The sequence below is a fragment of the Eggerthella hominis genome, assembly GCF_014287365.1.
GTDB classification, from domain to species: Bacteria; Actinomycetota; Coriobacteriia; order Coriobacteriales; family Eggerthellaceae; genus Eggerthella; species Eggerthella guodeyinii.
Map to the genome: position 1 here is coordinate 405,215 of NZ_JACOOA010000003.1, position 17,875 is coordinate 423,089.

At 68.2% G+C, this 17,875-nt stretch carries 10 protein-coding genes; 4 read left to right on the forward strand and 6 right to left on the reverse strand.

Annotation, left to right across the window (positions count from 1 at the left end):
• Positions 1 to 4 precede the first annotated feature (4 nt).
• Entirely contained in the window at positions 5 to 1,573 is a 1,569-nt protein-coding gene (locus H8S61_RS09330) for a vWA domain-containing protein (protein ID WP_186938774.1), read from the reverse strand.
• A gap of 171 nt (positions 1,574 to 1,744) precedes the next feature.
• On the opposite strand from H8S61_RS09330, the gene H8S61_RS09335 reads away from it, so the two are divergent.
• Entirely contained in the window at positions 1,745 to 3,667 is a 1,923-nt protein-coding gene (locus tag H8S61_RS09335) for a leucine-rich repeat protein (protein ID WP_186938775.1), read from the forward strand.
• Between the two features lie 34 nt (positions 3,668 to 3,701).
• Here the strand turns inward: H8S61_RS09335 and H8S61_RS09340 are convergent, their stop codons facing one another.
• Positions 3,702 to 5,048 (reverse strand): MFS transporter, encoded by a 1,347-nt coding sequence (locus H8S61_RS09340; RefSeq protein ID WP_186938776.1) that lies wholly within the window; start codon positions 5,046 to 5,048, stop codon positions 3,702 to 3,704.
• Positions 5,049 to 5,340: 292 nt separating this feature from the next.
• Here H8S61_RS09340 and recN point away from each other — a divergent pair, with 292 nt between their 5' ends.
• Complete coding sequence (gene recN / locus H8S61_RS09345) at positions 5,341 to 7,026, forward strand: DNA repair protein RecN (RefSeq protein ID WP_186938777.1); 1,686 nt, start codon at positions 5,341 to 5,343, stop codon at positions 7,024 to 7,026.
• Between the two features lie 22 nt (positions 7,027 to 7,048).
• On the opposite strand, the gene H8S61_RS09350 is transcribed toward recN, so the two are convergent.
• The 4 genes from H8S61_RS09350 to H8S61_RS09365 all read right to left on the reverse strand — a co-directional run bounded on the left by H8S61_RS09350 (position 7,049) and on the right by H8S61_RS09365 (position 12,943).
• Positions 7,049 to 8,533 carry an MFS transporter gene (locus H8S61_RS09350; RefSeq protein WP_186938778.1) on the reverse strand — a complete coding sequence of 495 codons (1,485 nt, stop codon included), beginning with the start codon at positions 8,531 to 8,533 and terminating at the stop codon, positions 7,049 to 7,051.
• 272 nt (positions 8,534 to 8,805) lie between these two features.
• Positions 8,806 to 9,333 (reverse strand): PadR family transcriptional regulator, encoded by a 528-nt coding sequence (locus tag H8S61_RS09355; protein WP_160941169.1) that lies wholly within the window; start codon positions 9,331 to 9,333, stop codon positions 8,806 to 8,808.
• A gap of 94 nt (positions 9,334 to 9,427) precedes the next feature.
• On the reverse strand, positions 9,428 to 10,816 hold the full coding sequence (locus H8S61_RS09360; RefSeq protein WP_186938779.1) for a hypothetical protein: 1,389 nt from the start codon (positions 10,814 to 10,816) through the stop codon (positions 9,428 to 9,430).
• 153 nt (positions 10,817 to 10,969) lie between these two features.
• Complete coding sequence (locus H8S61_RS09365) at positions 10,970 to 12,943, reverse strand: MDR family MFS transporter (protein ID WP_186938780.1); 1,974 nt, start codon at positions 12,941 to 12,943, stop codon at positions 10,970 to 10,972.
• A gap of 212 nt (positions 12,944 to 13,155) precedes the next feature.
• Between H8S61_RS09365 and H8S61_RS09370 the strand changes: the two genes are divergently transcribed.
• Both H8S61_RS09370 and H8S61_RS09375 read left to right on the forward strand, forming a co-directional pair.
• Positions 13,156 to 13,794, forward strand: coding sequence for a TetR/AcrR family transcriptional regulator (locus tag H8S61_RS09370; protein WP_186938781.1), 639 nt, complete (start codon positions 13,156 to 13,158; stop codon positions 13,792 to 13,794).
• A gap of 117 nt (positions 13,795 to 13,911) precedes the next feature.
• Complete coding sequence (locus H8S61_RS09375; protein ID WP_186938782.1) at positions 13,912 to 17,871, forward strand: S8 family serine peptidase; 3,960 nt, start codon at positions 13,912 to 13,914, stop codon at positions 17,869 to 17,871.
• The last annotated feature ends 4 nt before the right edge of the window (positions 17,872 to 17,875 follow it).

A 17,875-nucleotide genomic window follows, 5' to 3' on the forward strand; every position in this document is an offset into this window, starting at 1 on the left:
CTTTCTAGCGTGGGCGCGGCCTGCTCGCCGCGTGCGGGGCGTCGTCCAATATGACGGTTTCGTCGAGTTCCACCTTCATGGCCCACGCGGGAACGTGGGGGCTGGCGGCGGCGGACGCGTCGTCGACGAAGACGAACGCGGTATCGTAGTCGGGCTTGCGGGCGGGGTAGGTGCCCTGGCCGTCGGTGAAGTAGATGAGGCCGCCGAGGTTCGTGAGGTCGCCGCGCTCCACGGCGTCGTCCACGTAGGCGAAGACGGGGCGGAAGTCGGTGCCGCCCAACCCCTTGATCTCGAGGTCGTCCAGGTAGTCGTCCAAATCGCGCAGGTTCGCGATGCGCGCGACGTCCGTGATGGCGGCGTCGCACTGCACGATGAGCACGTTCATGTCGGCGAAGAAGCTCGTCTCCTGCTCGAGGATGGCGTACGTCTTCTCGATGAAACGGCGCACGAGGCCGTCCTTCGTCGAGGCCGAGGTGTCGATGGCGATGACGAAGTCGCGGATGCGCTTCTCCTCCACGTACTCGAGCGGCTCGATGAGCGGGAGGTTGCCGTAGCGCTCGAGGCCGTAACAATAGTAGACGTAATCGAACTCGTCGTCGTTCACGCGGATCTGCTCGCCCATGCGGGCGAATTTGCGCAGGAACGCGCGGTAGTCCTGCTTCTCGCGCGTGACGGCGCGCAGATTCATGGCGAGGTTCGCGCCCTTCACGCCCCACAGCTTCGCGTACGCGTCCAGCTGCACGCCCATTTCGAGCGCAGCGTTCTTCCATTGCTCGCGCGAGCGGTCGAGGTTCACGGTGTCGGCGAACCGTTCGCCCACGGAGGGCTTGGCGTTCTCGGGCGCTTCCTTTTGCGTGATGTCGTCCGGATCCATGCCGCGATGCGAGGCGTGGCTGCGCTTGGCGCGCGCAGCGTCGGGCGGCAGCTCGGCATCGGTGCCGTTCTCGGCGGGGCCCGACGCGGGCGCCGTGGATGCGCCGTCGTCCTGCTCCTCGGCGCGGCGTCCCTCCTCGGTATCGCCGCCGTCTTCGCCCTCGGCGGCCGTCAGGCGGTACCAGGGATCGTGGTCGTCCACGTAGAACGGCGCGCGCAGCTCGGCAAGCTCCGCCTCGGTGAAGCCCTCGTCCTGCAGGTAGCGGTAGACGGTTTCGGCGGTGGCCAGCGGTAACGCCGCATCGATGCGGGCGAGGACGGCTTGCTGGCGCGCGGCGCGCACGGTGCGGGTGGCGGGCAGGTCGAGTTCGGCGATGGTGCGCTCCACCACGATGTCGCAGGCCGCGTCCCAGCGCGCGGCGTCCACGTGCGGCCCAGGGTAGAGGTGCAGGAACACGTTGTGCAGCACGATGTGGAGGTAGGCCCGGGTGAGCTCGGCCGGCTCGGCGGCGTAGAGGCGCGCGAGCGCGGCGGGATCGTAGCGGAGGTGCGTACCGTCGGTGGCCAACGTGGCGCCCGCGATGGGGAAGGGATGCAGGCGCGCGAACGCTGCGTTCATGAAGCGCAGGTTCACGAGCAACGCGTTTTTCGCAAGGTCGAGGGCTTGGCGGGCAAGCGGCTCGGCGGCATCGGACGCCATGGGGCCTCCTTCGACGGATGGTGCGCGGGGCGGCGGGCGGCAGCGCGGCGCGCGCGTGCTCGACACGCGTCGGCTTGGTGCTTGCCATCGCCACCACGGGCAGTGTAGCATGGGGGAAGCGGGTGGTAAACACGCAGCGTGGCGATAAGTTTTGGGAGGTAGCACGAAACTATGCCTATGGATGATCTGGTGTTCTTCGATGTGGAAACCCCTATCGACAATCTTATTGTGCAAGTGCATAAAAACGAGCCGATGCTGGACATCGCCGAAGTCGACGTGGTGGACGCGGCGCGGGCCGTGGACGGCGAGGTGTGGTCGCCGCAGCTTCCGGCCTATCGGGCGTGGGCGTCGCACGGTGCCGACGAGGGCACCGACGGCGACCTGCTGGTGGTGGGATCGCTGGGGATGGGCCTGACGGACGAGGAGCGCGAGGCGCTGCTTGCCCAGGCCACCGAGCGGGAGCGCCGTGCAGCGAAGGCGCGGGAGGAGGGGGCGAAGCCGGAGGCGGTCGACCTGCGCGGGGCGCTCGGCGTGCGCCGCGACGAGGACGGCTACGCCATCGTCGCCGTGGACCTCCGACGCTTCGCAGCGGCCGTCGGGCGAAGCGAGGGGCTCGTGGTAGCGCTGCCTGCGCATCTGGAAGGCGTGCCGGTGGTGCGCATCGCGGCCGAGGCATTCGCGCGCCGTTTTGTGCAGGGCGTCGGGGTGCGGCTGCTCGCGATTCCCGACACGGTGGAGCGTATCGGCGCGAACGCGTTTTTGGCGCTGTCGGTGCAGCGCATCCATCTGGGGGCGGGCGTGCGCATTCTGGGCGAGCAGCCGTGCGACCTCGCCGGCGTGTCGCCGCGCCTCAGGCGACGCGAGTATTCCGTCGACGCGCGCAACGGGCGGTTCTCCGCGCGCGACGGCAACCTGTTCGCCGATGGCGGGGCGTCGCTGCTGTTCCTGGCTTCGCCGTACGACGAGCGCATCGAGCTGCCGGCGGGGGTCGAGCGCATCGGCGCGGCGGCGTTCGCCGCCGGGTGCGAGCCCCCTTCGGTGGTGTCGTGCCCGGCGACGCTCGCGCGCGTGGATGCGAAAAGCTGGGACGATGCCGTGTGGCTGTGCCCGCCCGAAGCGTTGGCGCACCGCCCGCTCGCGGCGCGCGGCGTGCGGCTGGCGGGGCCGCGTGCGGTGGAGCGCGAAGGGTGCTGGTACGACTTCGACGACGCGGGCGCGGTGCTGGTGGCCGGGCCGCCCGCGCCCACCTCGGTGTCGAAGCGGTTCGCGGCCGCCGCGGCCGTGCGCGCGGCGACCTTGCGCGGGCAGAGCGCGGTGGCGCAGGCGCCGTCGCCGGGGCAGGTGGCGCACGTGGCCGCGCATTCGGCTGCGCCGGAGGACGTGCTCGTGCTGCCGCGCGCGGTGGAGGGACGGCCGCTCGTGCGCATCGGCGTGCGCGCGCTGCCGTACGCTCCCGCTTCGCTCGTGGTGGCCGATACCGTGCGCGTCGTCGAGCGCGACAACGCGTGCCGCAACGCGAAGCGGCTCGCGCTTCCCGAGGGGCTCGAGGTCATCGGCGCGCACTGCTTCTGCTCGCGCGTCCTCGAAGGTCCCGTGTCCATCCCGGCCAGCGTGCGCTCCATCGGGGAGGGCAGCTTCGAATACGCGGTGTGCCGCCTCGAGCATACGGGGACGATCGTGCACGTATCCGCCGATCAGCTGCTCACGTGCTTCGTGGCGGACGCTTCCGACGGTGTGCCGTTCGACTACGGTTGCTACGACGACCTGCTGCGCTCGGGAAAGAACCTGCCGGACAAGCTGGGCGCGGTGCTGCATCGGCTGACCGTGCCGTACCGCTTGGAGGACGCGACGCGCGCGGCGTTGGTGGCGTATCTGCGCGACTGCGAGCGCGCAGCTCAGGAGCGGGTGGCCCAGGAGGGCGACCGGGCGATGGTGGAGGCGCTCGTGCGGGACGGCTTCATCGACGAGCGCACGTTCGATCGGCAGATCGAGCTGCTGCGCGCCTGCAACCGAACCGACTGCGTGCTCTATCTCATGGAGCAGCACCGCGCCCAGACCAAGCCGACGAGCGCGAAGGAGCGGTTCGCCCTGTAGCCCTCTTGCGCTCGAGCATCCACCTGCCCGCTCGCTACTCGGCGGCAACCGCTTCCGCGTCGGCGGCGTCGGCTGCGGGTTGCGCGGCGGCCAGGGCGTTCGTGCGCGCGTCGAGCGCCCGCACGCTCGGCATGAGCAGCAGCGCCGCACCCAGCGCCAGGATGACCGCGCCGTCCGCCACGAAGAAGCTCGTCACGCCGATGCCCTGGGCCACCGCGCCGCCGATGGCGGTTCCCAGCGGTATGCCCAGCCCCATGAAAGCCGACAGCAGCCCCATCACGCGCCCGAGCTTCTCCTCGTCCACGTTCTTCTGCATGAGCGTCATGAGCGGCCCGTTGAAGCCGGCGCACGCCATGGCCATCACGCCGATGGCGATCACGAACACGGTGAACATGCCGGTGGGCAGCATGCCCGCAACCATGGTGGCCAGCCCCACCACGATGGCGGCGACGGCGATGATGCGGGCGAGCCAGGTGCTGCCGCCGCGTACCATGAGCGCTGCCGAGCCGGCCAACATGCCGATGCCGAACACGGCCGTCACGAGTGAGGCCATGTACCCGTTGCCGTTGAAGTGCGACGACACCATGAGCGGCAGGATGGAGTCGAGCGGCCCGTACGCCATCATGCCCAGCACGACGCACAGCACCACGACCGGCAGCCCCTTGGCCGCCGACAGCTCGCGCCACCCCGACTTCACGTTCTGCAGCGCGCTTTGGCTCGCCACGTCATGCGCGACGATCGTGGGGACGCTGGCGGCCAGCATGGCGAGCACCGACAGCAGCGCGCCGGCGACGTCGACGAACATGACCGCCTGGAACCCGAGGGTGGTGTACAGGAAGATGCCGAGCGCGGGCGCGCAGATCATCGAGATGCTGCTCAGCAGGTTGTCCAGCGCGTTGACGCGCAGCAGGTGCTTCTCGGGGACGAGCAGCGGCATGGTGGCGTTGAACGAGGGCGTGCGGAACGCCTGCGCCACGCCGCACGCCGTGGCCATGACCAGCACGAGCGGGAACGACACGTGCCCGACGGCGATGGCCACGCCCACGACCAGCGCCATGGCGGCGATGAAGAGGTCGCAGACGATGATGACTGTTTTGCGGTTGAAGCGGTCGGCCACCACGCCGCCGAGCGGCGCCAGCAAGCCGACGGGCAGGAAGGCGCACACGTACACGACGGCCAGCGCGAGCGGGCTGCCGGTGGTTTCGGTGACATACCACACGGCGGCGTAGTTCGCGGCCATGCTGGCGAAGCTGGTGAAGGCGAAGCCCGCCCACACCGCGACGACCGCCGCCAGCCAGCGGCGCGGCAGCCGTCGGCCGCCCACGGCGGCGACGGGTCCGCGGTTGTTGTCGATGTCGGGTGCGTTCGATGGCGTGTTCATGGGGTGCTCCTTGCGATCGGGGAAGGACGGGTCGTTCGATTCCCCAACAGTTTGCGGTTGCGCCTTGTTCGTCACCAGCGCTTTTGGTTGGAATTCCCCGCAAGAATCGGTTGCGGAGGCAGGTTCGCGTCGGAAACGCGTTGACAGCGCGTTGGATCGGAGAGCCATCCGCGTTGGATCGGCGTGAGAACCGCGCTGGGTTTGCGCGACTGGGGGAATCTCTCCGATGAGGCTCTTCGACGCTGGTATACTTGATGGTTCCAGAACGATCGAAGGTGTGAAGAGGTGCGCGATGATCGATGAGATCCAGGTTGAGAACCTCGCGTTGATCCGCGAGGCGACACTCGTGCCGGCGCGTGGGTTGACCGTGCTCACGGGCGAGACGGGTGCGGGCAAGACGGCGCTGCTCTCGGCGTTGAAGCTGCTCATGGGCGCGCGCGCCGACAAGGACGCCGTCCGCGACGGCGAGGAGGCCCTCGCCGTGTCGGGAAGGTTCTACGGCATCGCCTCCGCCGACGGCGCCGAATCCGACGCTGACCTGGATGCGGGCGACTTCGACGACCTCCGGGAGCTCGTGGCCACCCGCCGCGTGACGGCCGACGGCCGCTCGCGCGTGTCCATCGACGGCCGCATGGCCAGCGTCGGCGAGCTCGCGCGCGCCGTGGCGCCCACCATCGACCTGTGCGGCCAGCACGAGCACCAGCAGCTCATGAAGACGTCCCAGCACGTGCGCATGCTCGACGCGTGGGCGGGCGAGGCGGTGGCGCAGGCGCATGCCGTCTACGAGGATGCGTTCGCGACGGCGAACGCGGCTGCGGCCGAGCTGGCGCGGGTGCGCGAGGCGGGCGAGGCCTCCTCGGCCAAGCTCGACGAGGCGCGCTTCGTGCTGCAACGCATCGACGCGGTGGACCCGCGCGAGGGCGAGTACGACGAGCTGCTCGACGAGCTGGCGCGCGTGGAGCACGCCGAGACGCTGGCCGTGTCCGCGAACGCGGCTCACGAGGCGCTCGCGGGCGAAGAGGGGGCCATCGACGCGCTGGGCAGCGCCATCTCGGCGCTCGACGGCGCGGCGCGCTACGACGCGAAACTCGGCGAGTTCGCCGACGCGCTGCGCGAGGCGGGCTACGTGTTGGAGGACATGGCGCGCGAGACGCGCGACTACCGCGAGGGCGTGGAGTTCGATCCGGAGGTGCTCGCCCAGCAGCAGGAGCGCATGGCTTCGCTGCAGGGGCTTTTGCGCACGTACGGCCCGCGCATGGAGGACGTGCTCGAGCGTCGCGCGGAGGCGGCCGATCTCGTGTCGCTCGTAGACGATGCCGCCGAGCGCGAACGCGCGGCGCAGCAGGGGCTCGATCGGGCCGAAGAGGCGCTCGCGCAGGCGGCGGCCGCGCTGACCGAGGCGCGCGCCGAGGCCGCGCCGCGGTTCGCCGAGGCCGTGACGGCGCAGATGGGCCGCCTGGAAATGGGCGGCGCGCAGCTCGTGTGCGACCTCGTGCCGCTCGAGCGCGACCAGTGGACGAAGGTGGGGCCGCAAGCGGTGGAGTTCCTGTTCCGCCCGGGCGCCGGGATGCAGGCGCGCCCGCTCGCGCGCATCGCGTCGGGCGGCGAGGTCAGCCGCGTCATGCTGGCGGTGAAGGTGGTGCTCGGCGAGGTGGACGAGGTGGACACGCTCGTGTTCGACGAGGTGGACGCCGGCGTGGGCGGCTCGACCGCCGTGGCCTTGGCCGACGTGCTGGCCGACCTCGCGAGCACCCACCAGGTAATCGTCGTCACGCACCTCGCGCAGGTGGCCGTCCGCGGCCAGGCGCACTACGTGGTGCAGAAGGCCGCGGGGGACGAGGGCGCCATGCCCGAGACCGATCTGCGCAAGCTGGACAGCGCCGAGCGACCTGCCGAGATCGCGCGCATGCTGTCGGGCGACGCCACGGAGACGTCGCTCGCCCACGCGCGCGAGCTGCTCGAGCGGGCCGTCGACTAGCGCGTTCCCGCCGCCGCGCCCTCTACCTGCGGCGTTCGATGAGCCGCGGCAGCGTGCCCGACAGCGCGAGGCCCGCGACCGCCGCGCCGATGCAGAGGGTGAACACGGGCAGCGCGGCGCTCGCGAACGACGCGCCGGCCACCGCGCCGCATGCCGCCGATCCCACCGTGCCGCCCAGCCCGCGGAAGAACAGCGCGAGCGAGGTGACCTTGCCCATGTCGCGCGGCTCGACGGCGGTCTGGGCGGCGATGTTGGTCATGGGCATGTTCACGCCGATGCCGAACCCCAGCACCGCCGACGAGCACGCGAGCTGCACCATGCCGGTCTCGGGGTTCACCAGGCACAGCAGCATCGCCCCGACGCCCAGCGCGAGAAACCCGATGCGGCTGATGATGCGCATGCGGCCGTTCGCCCCGAACACCCGCCCCGCTAGCGTGCTGCCCACCACGAGCGCCAGCGTCATGGGGATGGTGGCCAGCGCCGAGGCGGTCGACGACAGCCCCAGCCCCTCCTGCACGAACCGCGGCACGAACATCACGCCGACGAGCAGGGAGAACTGCGAGCAGAACCCCATCGCCACCGCTCCGTTCACCTGCACGCGGCGGAAGAACCGCACCGGCACGATGGCGTGATCGCGACGCCGTTCGATCAGCGCGAGCGCCGCGATCATGACGCCCGCCAGCGCGAGAAGCCCGAAAAACGGCACGGAGAACCAGGCGAACGCGTTGCCGGTCAGGCTGAACGCCAGCGTGAGCGGCACCACGGCGGCGGCTGCGCTTGCGGCGCCGGGCAGGTCGAACGACCGCTCCGCATGGGCCTGCTTCCCGGGAAGGAACCGCACCACCAGCACGAGCGCCACGATGCTCAATGGCAGGTTGACCAGGAATATCCAGTGCCAGCCAACCGTGTCGGCGATCAGCCCGCCGGCCAGCGGCCCCGCGATGCTGGCCAGGCCGTACATGGACGAGAGGATGCCCATGTACTTCCCGCGCACGCGCGGTTCGAACAGCTCGGCCATGGCGATGAACACGCCGGCCTCCACGAGCCCGCCGCCCACGCCCTGCACGGCGCGCCACGCCGTGAGCGTGTCGAGGCTGTTCGACAACGCGCAGCACACCGACGCGACGGCGAACACGCTGATGCCGCAGGCGAACACCCGCTTGTGCCCGAAGCGCGTCGCGCATGCGCCGCACAGCAGCGTCGCCAGCGTGCAGGTGAGCAGATACGAGGTGAACGGCCAGGTGTAGTGGTCGAAGCTGCCCAGGCCCGCGGCGATCTTCGGCATGGCGGTGCTCACGATGGTAGCGTCGAGCGCGGCCATGAACAGGCTCAACGCCAGTCCTCCCAGCACGGCGGCGGTGGGGAAGGGCCTGCTCTCCATCTGCGTCCGCCCGTCGCGCCGGGCCGCGCCGCGCGTCGCGCCCTCGAGCGCCCTGGTGCGCGCGGCTGCGGCCGAAGTGCGCGTTCCCGCGTCGAGCGCCTGTTCCCTCAAATCTTCCACGTCCATGATTTCTCCTATCTACAATACTACTATCAATGATAGTTAGTGCCGAAAAAGAAACCGGGCAACCCGGTTCATCAATTCGTTCGTGCGTTGGCGCCCCCTCCTTCCCCACGGTGCGACCGCGGGGATCCTCGTCGATCCACACGGCTCTCCACGGACGCACGCGGGGCCGATTCGGGGCCGATGGGCGAAACAAGGGGGAAGCAGGCGCAACGCGGGGGAGGGCGTCGGGCGACGCAATGTTTCACGTGAAACATTCGTTCGCGTTTTGCGCGTCAAGCATCGCCGTACAGATTCTTCTCGAACTGCTCGAGGTGCTTGGCGACCAGGCGGTAGGTGTCGGCGCACAGCTCCATGGTCGCTTGCGCCTCGAGGCGCCCGTATGCGGGAATCAGGCGATCCACGCGCTCGGCCGTACTTTGGTGCGTCTCGATCAGCTCGTCAATGAGGGCGCGGCCGGTCTCCTCGTCCACGAGGCTGATGTTCGCCAAGACGGGCAGGAAGCCGAAGTCCACCCGCGCGGGCAGCGCCGCCGCCACGCCCATGAGCTCGGCGAACCGCTCGCGACCTTTGTCCGTGATGGTGTACACCGTCTTCTCGGGCATCTCGCCCTCCTTGACGACGGTGCCGTCGGCGTAGCCTTCGTCGCACAGGCGGATGACGTTGCGGTACACCGACGGCGAGCTGATGCGTATCCAGCGGCGGACGTTGCGCTCTTCCAGCGTCTTGTCCATCTCGTACGCGCTCATCGGCCGCTCGATGAGCGCTCCCAGGATCATGATCTCGATCGACGTGCTTGCCATGGGTGCTCCTTCCTGTCGCTGCAAATACTATCACTGATAGTATTCAACCGCAAGGGGAAAGAACGGGGAGCAGGAAGCGGGAAGCAAGAAGCGCTTAACGACGCGAGCGCTTCCGGCGGTTCGCGACGCACAGGGCAAGCGCGCCTCCGGACAGCAGGGCGATGCCGAGCACGATCTGCGGCAGCGCGCCGTCTCCCGTTGCGGCAAGAGCGGTGGCGCTCGACGGGACCGCGGGAGCCGCCGCATCCGTGGGCGCGGGGTCGGGCATCGAAGGCGTCGGCTCGGGAGGGATCGGCGGTTCACCTGCGACAACGCCGTTCGCGACGACGAACAGCGGGCCGGCAACGGAGCTCTTCTTGATGGCGATCGCGCCGGATGCCGCATCGTAGGCGTAATCGACGCCCGCGACGAGCTCCGGCCCGTCCGCCGTCCCACAGCGCACGGAGATCGCGTCGGGCAGCGCGTACCCTTCGCCGGCGACGAGCGTGAGGCGATTGCTCTCGTCGCTGTCCTTCTCGTACGTCGCGACCAGCTCCGCGTCTTCGGCTTCCGCTATCGAAAGCCCGGTCAGGGTTACACGCACCGGATAGACGCACGCGTTCGTCGCTCCGCCCTGCTCAATGACGGGAAGCGCGAAGAATCCGCCTTCGATGGTGCCCGCGTTGGTCACGTTGCCGAGGAACGTCCCGTCTTCGATGGTGTCGTGGTTCGCTACCGCGCCCGCGAACGTGCCGCCCGTGATAGTGGCACGGTTGTATTCGGGGTCGAAGTCGGAGTCGCAGTTGCTGACGGGGCCGTCGAACGTGCCTCCCGCGATAATGCCGCCGTACTGGCTCGAAACGGAGCCGGTGGACGCGAACGTGCCGCCCGAAATAGTGCCGCCGTTCGACTCGACCGCTTTGCCGAACGTTCCGTTGCGTATCTCGCCGAAATTGTAGGTCGTGTCGCTGTTGAACACCCCGTCGCCGATGATGCCGTTATTGAAGAACATCACGCCGCCGAACGTGCCGCCCGAAACGATTCCATCGGAGTCGTTTTCCGCGCCGTCGTTGAACGTGCCGTCTTCGATGGTCCCGCTGTTGTATACGTTTACGTTGAACTCGCCGCCGCGTATCGTGCCGTAGCTGGTCACGCTGTTGTTGCCGCCGTTGAATACGCCACCCGAAACGACGCCGCCCTCGTAGTTGTACACGTAGCCGCCGAACTCGCCGCCGACTATCGTGCCTGTATTGGTGGTTGACCCGGTGTATGCGGCTCCGGTAAGCGAGAACGCACGTCCGGCATCGAGCGTAAGCCTCCCTGCGTCCGCGTCGTAGCGCCAACCTTCTCCCCATGCGGCGACGGGCGTTCCGCCCGCGCCGATCTCGATCTCGACGGCGATGAGAGCGCCGGAATCGCCTCCTTCGTCCGAAAACGCGACGCTCGGCGCGAGCGAGCAGACAAGGGTAAGGATTGCGACCAGGGCGAACAGTCGTTTTCTCACAGAGGGCCTCCTTCGAGTACGGTGACCCTCGAATGCTAGCATGGGGGAGGGAGTTGCAGGCGTCCTTTGCGAAACCGGGCGGATGCACTGCGAAAAAAGGCGGCAGCCATCGGGCTGCCGCCTTTTCGGAGCGGAACAGGGGCACGAACGGCGCTAGATGGACGATGCCACCGCTTCGTCGTCGGGGAGCGCCGCGGCCTCCTCGGCGCGCTCGAGCTTCGACACGCCCTCGGCGTCGCGTTCGGCCAGGTACTGCTCCATGGAGTAGTGGGTGATGTCGGATCGGTTGATCACACCCACCACCTGGCCTTCGTCAAGCACGGGCACCTTCTTCAAGTGGTTCTCGCCCAGCACGCGGCACACCTCGGGCAGGTCGGCATGCACGTCCACGCCGATGATGCCCTTCGCGCCGATGCTCTTCGCCGGCATCGTCATGAGCTCGTCGAGCTTGCGCGCGAAATCCTGGTTGCCGCCGTCGGTATCCACGGTCTGCATGATCATGACCACGGGGTCCATCATCATGGTGCTGCGCTTCGACAGGTAGCGCATGATGTCGCCGTCGGACACGAAGCCCACGGCCTTGCCCTGCGCGTCCACGAGGGGAGCAGCGCTGATGTGCTTGTCCACGAGCACCTTCATGGCCTCGGCCACGGTCGCGTTCGCGGGCAGGGTGTACACGTCGCGCTTCATGATGGACTCGAGCACCGTGCGGCGCGCGTTGTCCTTGTCCTTCTCGGCGGCCTCGCCCGGCTTGTTCTTCACGAGTGCCACCACCATGATGAAGCCGATGAGGCACAGCACGCCGGCCAGGGCGAACGCCACGTCGATGCCGAAGATGCTGCCCTGGAGCTGCCCCATGGACTCGGAAGTCATGTTCGTGGCGATGGTGGACGCCGACACGATGATGGCGGTGCCCAACGAGCCTGCCACCTGGCGGAACGTGTTGTTCACCGAGGTGCCGTGGTTCACCAGCTCGTTGTCGAGCGCGTTCATGCCCCAGGTGGTGATGGGCATGTTCACCAGCGACAGCGAGAACAGGCGCACCGTGTACAGGATGGTCAGCGTGATGATGCCCGTCTCGGTGCCGAGGAACGCGAAGCAGAACGTGGTGAGCGTCAGCACGCCCATGCCCACGAGCGCCAGCACGCGCGGGCCATGCTTGTCGAACAGGCGGCCGGCGATGGGCCCCATGGCGCCCATGATGATGGCGCCGGGCAGCAGCACGAGGCCCGACACGGTGGCCGAGTAGCCCATGAGCGACTGCAGGTAGATGGGCACGAGGATGCCGGCGGCAAGCAGGGCGCCCTGCACGAGCATGCCGACGATGGTGGCGATGAGGAACTTGCGGTTCTGCAGCACGCGCACCTGCAGCATGGGATGCTCCATCTTCAGCTGGCGGCGGAAGAAGAACACGAGCGCCACGACGCCCACGAGCGTGCCCGCGATGGCGTCGACGCGCAGGCCGTACGAGCCGATGGTGGACAGGCCGTACAGGAGGCCGCCGAAGCCGAACGACGACAGGACGACGGACGGCACGTCGAGGCTGACGTCCTTGTTCGTCTCGCCGCCCTTCTCCAGCACGAACGCGCCGATGAGTACGACGATGGCCGACAGGACGGTGATGATGTAGAACATGTCGTGCCAGGTGTAGCGGTCGATGATCACGCCGGCGACGGTGGGGCCGATGGCCGGGCCGAACGCGATGACGATGCCGAACAGGCCCATGGCCGTGCCGCGCTTGTCGACGGGGAACGTCCACATGAGCACGGTCATCACGAGCGGCATGAGGATGCCGGCGCCGGCGGCCTGCACGAGGCGGCCCAGCAGCAGCAAGGCGAAGTTGGGACCCCAGCCTGCCAGCAAGCTGCCTGCGGTGAAGATGACCATGGACACGAGGAAGAGCCGCTTCGTGGTGAAGCGGTCCGTCAAGAATGCCGTGATGGGGATCATGATGGCGTTCACGAGGGTGAAGCCCGTGGTGAGCCACTGCGCCGTCGAGGCGTCGACGCTCATCTCGGCCATGACCGACGGCAGCGCCGGGGCGACGACGGTCTGGTTCAGAACCGTCACGAACGTGCCGAACACGAGAACGGCCAGTATGACGATCTGCTTACGCGATAAACCCATATACCTGTTCCTTCCGAGTATGCGCCGCGAACAAAAGCGCCTTTGAAGGGGAGCTTGCAGCAAACCCGACTTCAAAGACGCCCGTTTTCATGCGGTTGACGTAATTTACACTCAGTATAAATATTCATTCGGTAGATGAAAAGTCCCCGCCTGAAAAGTTGTGGTACCCTGCACGGAAACGGCACATCATCGGCATCGAAAGGGCGCGCGTCGTGGAACAGGAACAACCTTCGGCGGAAGGTCTGCGGTATCGCAAAAAGCTCAAGGCGCGGCTCGCGGTGGAGCGATCGGCGTTGGAGCTGGTCATCGAGCGGGGATACGACGGCGTGACGGTGGAGGATATCTGCGCCCGCGCCGAGATCTCCAAGAAGACGTTCTTCAACTACTTCTCGTCGAAGGCGGCGGCCATCATGGGCCGCATGGACTCGTTCCCCGACGACGAGCGGCTGGCCGAAATCCTCGAGGAGCACGACGAGGCATGCTACCTCGACGTGCTCGTGGGGGTGGTGGGCACGAGCCTCGCGTCGGGCGTGGACGAGAGCATCGTCAGCCTGCGCCGAGAGGCCCTGCGCTCCATGCCCCAGCTGTTCTTCCAAGGCCAGCGCGACCTGCTGGCCGTGCAGCGCTCCATCGCCGCCGCGCTGCGCACGTACCTCGTCGAGCATCCCGAGCGCCGCATGCTCCCCGGCCGACCCGTCGAGGAAGAGGCGCTCGTGGCGTCGTCCACGGCCATCGGCCTGGCCCGGACGCGCTCCATGCTGCACGTGTGCAGCGACGTGGAACCCTCGGCGGCCGACACGCGCCGCCTTCTCGTCACGTACCTGTCGGCGGGGGACCCCGTTTCGAACTAGGGCGCCGTTCGCGCGGAAACCCCCTGCACCTCGCCGCGTTCGCTCGGTATACTGAAGCGACGAGATGCACGGCGCGCTGCCGTGCGCGTTCGACCGCGTTCCTGAAAGAGGCGCCCCATGCACATTCGCCCCGCTCGCCTGCTGTTCGACCGCTTTGCCGCCGCGCTGTGCGCGCTCGCGCTCGCGCTGGGGCTCGTGCCCCTCGCTCCCGCAGCCGCCGTTGCCGAAGAGCGCGACGACGCGCCTGTCGCGGCTTCCGTCGAGGAGCTGCTGGGTGCCGGGGCGTATCTCGAGGGCGAGGCACTCGTGGTGTACCGCTCCGACGATGCGTCCGCGCGCTCGCGCTCGCTCGATGCGGCCGATCCGCTTGCCGCGGCGGGCTTCTCGGTGGGCGAATCGTGGGACTTCGCGGGGGCCGACGGCGCGTCGGGCGCGAACGCGCTCGCGCTCGACGAGGATGCCCCGCAGGACGATGCGGCCGTGGTGGCGCGCGTCACGAAGCCCGACGCCGACACCGCCGCGCTGCTCGAGGAGCTGCAGGCGATGGACGGCGTGCTGGCGGCGGCCCCGAACTACGTGCACGAGAGCGTCGGGGCCGTGGAGCTTGCCGAGCGCGGGACGGGGCCGGCGTCCGACTCCCTGTTTGCGCCGGCGGGCGAGGCGGAGGTTTCCGAGCAGCCGATCGTCGGGGGCACGGGCGTGCTTTCTGCGAACGGGTCGACCCCAACTGCCACCAACGATCCGCTGTCCGCTCTGCAGTGGTCGCTCAACAACGAGCTCACCTCCGATTCGGGGATTGCGGCCAATTCGGACGTCGACTTTTCCTCCGTGTACACGAGGGCGATAGCGGGCGAGGAGAACATCGTCGCCGTGCTCGATAGCGGCGTCGACTACAACAACGAGGATCTGCGCGAGGCGATGTGGGAGAACCCCGGCGACCTCCCCGGCGTGTCGGGACGCGCGGGCACGCACGGCTTCGATTTCGTCGACGGCGATGACGAGCCGCTTCCGGAAAGCGACAGCCTCGAAGAATCGCACGGCACGCATTGCGCCGGCGTCATCGCGGCGACCGGCAACAACGACACGGGCGTCGCGGGCGTCTCGCCGAACACGAAGATCATGGCGTTCAGGACGAATGGGGCTTCGACCGGCGGCAACGTCAACGACGGCGCCATCCTGTCCTCGTACGAGTTCCTGCTGCATGCGAAGCTGGCAGGCGAGAACGTCGTGGCCGCCAGCAACTCGTGGGGCGGCGTCATCTCGCCGGTGACGGAGTACGCGATGAACCAGGCCGGTCGCGCCGGGGTGCTCACCGTGTTCGCCGCCGGCAACGACGACGCCGACGTGGGCTCGATCGCCGATGGTCGCATCACGTACGGCCTGTCGGACAGTCCCTACATTCTTTCGGTCGCGGCATCGTCGCCGCTGGGCACGTACGCGACCTATACCAATTACAACGAGACCATCGTGGATGTGACCGCACCTGGCTCGACCATCCTGTCGACGGTTGCCGAGGGTGCGCAGACCTACCTGCCCGCCGTGGCGAAACTGCAGGACAACGCGGACGGCACGCCGGGCACGCGTTCGCTCTACTACCACAATATGGTGGACTTTTCCCAGGTGGACAGCGGTGCTGACATACTCCTCTACGGGGAAGAGGGGAAGCCGGCGGCCGATCAGAACAGGCTTGCGGTAACGACGGGCGCCGGCCTTGATGGCAGGCAGGCGCTCAAGCTGATGGTGAACGATATGACAAGTTCGGAAAGCGTCACGATTACCTGGCGCATCGACAACCCCTTCAAGAACATGACCTGGGAGCAGGCCGAAAAAGTATGCGTGAGCGCCCTGCCGGGCGTTTCGGTAGGCGATGGCATCGCCGATGATTCAGTGTGGGCTCTGCCCCTTCTGCTGACCGACGACGGGTATGCGCTTACCAATGCCGCCTATTCGGGAGGGAGTCAGGACAACCAGTCGCTCGCTTCTGCCCATCTGCAAGATCAAGAAGCCTTCGAGAGTATCAAGGATCAAGACACGCTGCGCGTCGGCGTCGACCTGTCGCTCTCTCCAGATGCTTCAACCAAGAACTCCGTTTCGTTAACCGTTACCGATTTCGGCATGGGGTATGCCAGCAGCGATCAGGCGTATGACTACATGTCGGGCACCTCTATGGCGTGCCCGCTGGTGGCAGGAGCCGTCGGTCTGCTGGCGTCGCTCTACCCGGATGAAACGGCGCTTGACCTGCGTGGGCGCATCGTCGGCGGCACGAAAGCGAGCAACCTTGCGAGCGATCCGGTCGAGCAGACTGCGTCGGACGGCACGCTCGATTTGGCGGTGGCTGCGGACGACGCCGTTCATCCGAACACGTGGGGCGCACACGAGGGGGAAGATGCTTCGGGCGGCGCGGCGCTCGTGCTGGAGGGGTACGGGCTGGCGGCCACGACGCAGCTCTCGATCGACGGCGCGGCGGTGGACGCCGCCGCGTGGTCGGTTGACGCTGATGGTTCCGAGCTGGTCGTTCGCGACGCGGGGCTGCTCGACGGCGCTCGGCATGTCGTGGAGGTGGAGGACGGCACGGCCGCCCATAAGGCGGCGTACTCATTCCCGAAAACCGATCGGCGGCTATCCTTCGAGCGGGTGGTCGACCTGCCCGATCCGGAGATTCCCGGCGAGGTCGGGTTCGATTCGGGCATGCTGATAGCCGCAGCGGATCGGCTGTTCTGCATAGATTCCAAAGGCCGCTACCTGTACGCGTACGATCCGGAAAGCGCCGACGGGTGGACGGCGTGCGCGTCGCCGAGCGATGCAGGGTTTGACTTGTCGTACTTCCGGGCGAACAGTGCGGCTGCCTATGCCGATGGGAAGCTGTATATGACGGTGTTCCACGATGAGGAAACGGACGATCCCGAGAACCCGTATGCGCTGTTCATGGGAGTTGCCACGTATGATATAGCCACCGATACCTGGGATGGCGAGGTGCTCGATTTTATACAATCGGCCCCCGGAGCAGCCGGCAGGCATTTTCCATCGCCGAGCTTGGCCTCGCTCAAGGGTCGCATCTACTTCAGCATAGGTTCAGGCGAGGATCGTACGATCGTGCAGTACGACCCCGCAACGGGTAACGGGGGACCGATCGATTTCGAGGAAGCTGATCCTCAGGGGAGCTTCGGCACGCTGGCGTCGGGGCGCACGGCTCCGCTTGCGGCGGTCGGCGAAGAACTGCGCTTCGTCGGCTTCGTCCCCGAGGGGGACGGCTATGCGATGACGCTCGGGACGTTCGACGGCGAGACGTTCGGCGTGCTGGAGCCGGGTGCCGACGCGCCCCGATTCGGTGCCGACGAGCTCGACGCGTTGGAAGGGTATGCGCGGCAGGCCTCGGCCGCCACGGGCGACGAGATCGTGTTCGCGGGTGCGTCGGCCGACGGGCTGGGCGACGCCTATGCGGTCGATGCGGCCACCGGCGTCTGGCGTGCGCTCGATGCGAAGGCTCCCGGCGACGGCTCGGCGGCCGTGTCCACCGCGTGCTTCTATCGCGGAACGTACTACGTGCTGGCCGCGAGCTCGAGCGCGGACGGCACGCCGACGACGACGCTGTACCGGCTGCCGGACGAGGCGGCGCTCGCGCCGAACGACCACGTGGCGAGCGCGCAGGCGACCGAGGGCGGCACGGTGGACGTGCGCTACGACGCCGTGTCCGCGGCGCGCGTCGCGGCGTCCTCGCAGGTCGAGCATGTGGCCCTCGGCGACACGGTGACGTGGATCGCCACGCCCGACGAGGGGTACGCGTTCTCGGGTTGGTACGGAGCGGACGGGTCGCTGATCAGCGAAGATGCCAGCTATCGGCAGCCGGTGACCGCCGACGTCGCGCTGAGCGCCCGCTTCGTCGCGACGAGCGGCCCCGCGCCGGCCCCCGATCCCGCGCCGGACGACGGCCTCGATCCGAAGCCGCTGCCCTCCGCCGCCGCGAAGCCCCTCGCCCCCACCGGCGACGGACTGGGCGCCGCGCGTGCACTCGCCGCGGCGGCAGCCGCCGCAGGGCTCGCCGTCGCCCTCGGTGCCCGCCGCCGCCAACGCGGGTGATGCG

Coding starts and splice junctions, on each gene's coding strand:
- H8S61_RS09330 (WP_186938774.1), bottom strand. CDS start 1,573: ATGGCGTCCGATGCCGCCGAGCCGCTTGCCCGCCAAGCCCTCGACCTT.
- H8S61_RS09335 (WP_186938775.1), top strand. CDS start 1,745: ATGCCTATGGATGATCTGGTGTTCTTCGATGTGGAAACCCCTATCGAC.
- H8S61_RS09340 (WP_186938776.1), bottom strand. CDS start 5,048: ATGAACACGCCATCGAACGCACCCGACATCGACAACAACCGCGGACCC.
- recN (WP_186938777.1), top strand. CDS start 5,341: ATGATCGATGAGATCCAGGTTGAGAACCTCGCGTTGATCCGCGAGGCG.
- H8S61_RS09350 (WP_186938778.1), bottom strand. CDS start 8,533: ATGGACGTGGAAGATTTGAGGGAACAGGCGCTCGACGCGGGAACGCGC.
- H8S61_RS09355 (WP_160941169.1), bottom strand. CDS start 9,333: ATGGCAAGCACGTCGATCGAGATCATGATCCTGGGAGCGCTCATCGAG.
- H8S61_RS09365 (WP_186938780.1), bottom strand. CDS start 12,943: ATGGGTTTATCGCGTAAGCAGATCGTCATACTGGCCGTTCTCGTGTTC.
- H8S61_RS09375 (WP_186938782.1), top strand. CDS start 13,912: ATGCACATTCGCCCCGCTCGCCTGCTGTTCGACCGCTTTGCCGCCGCG.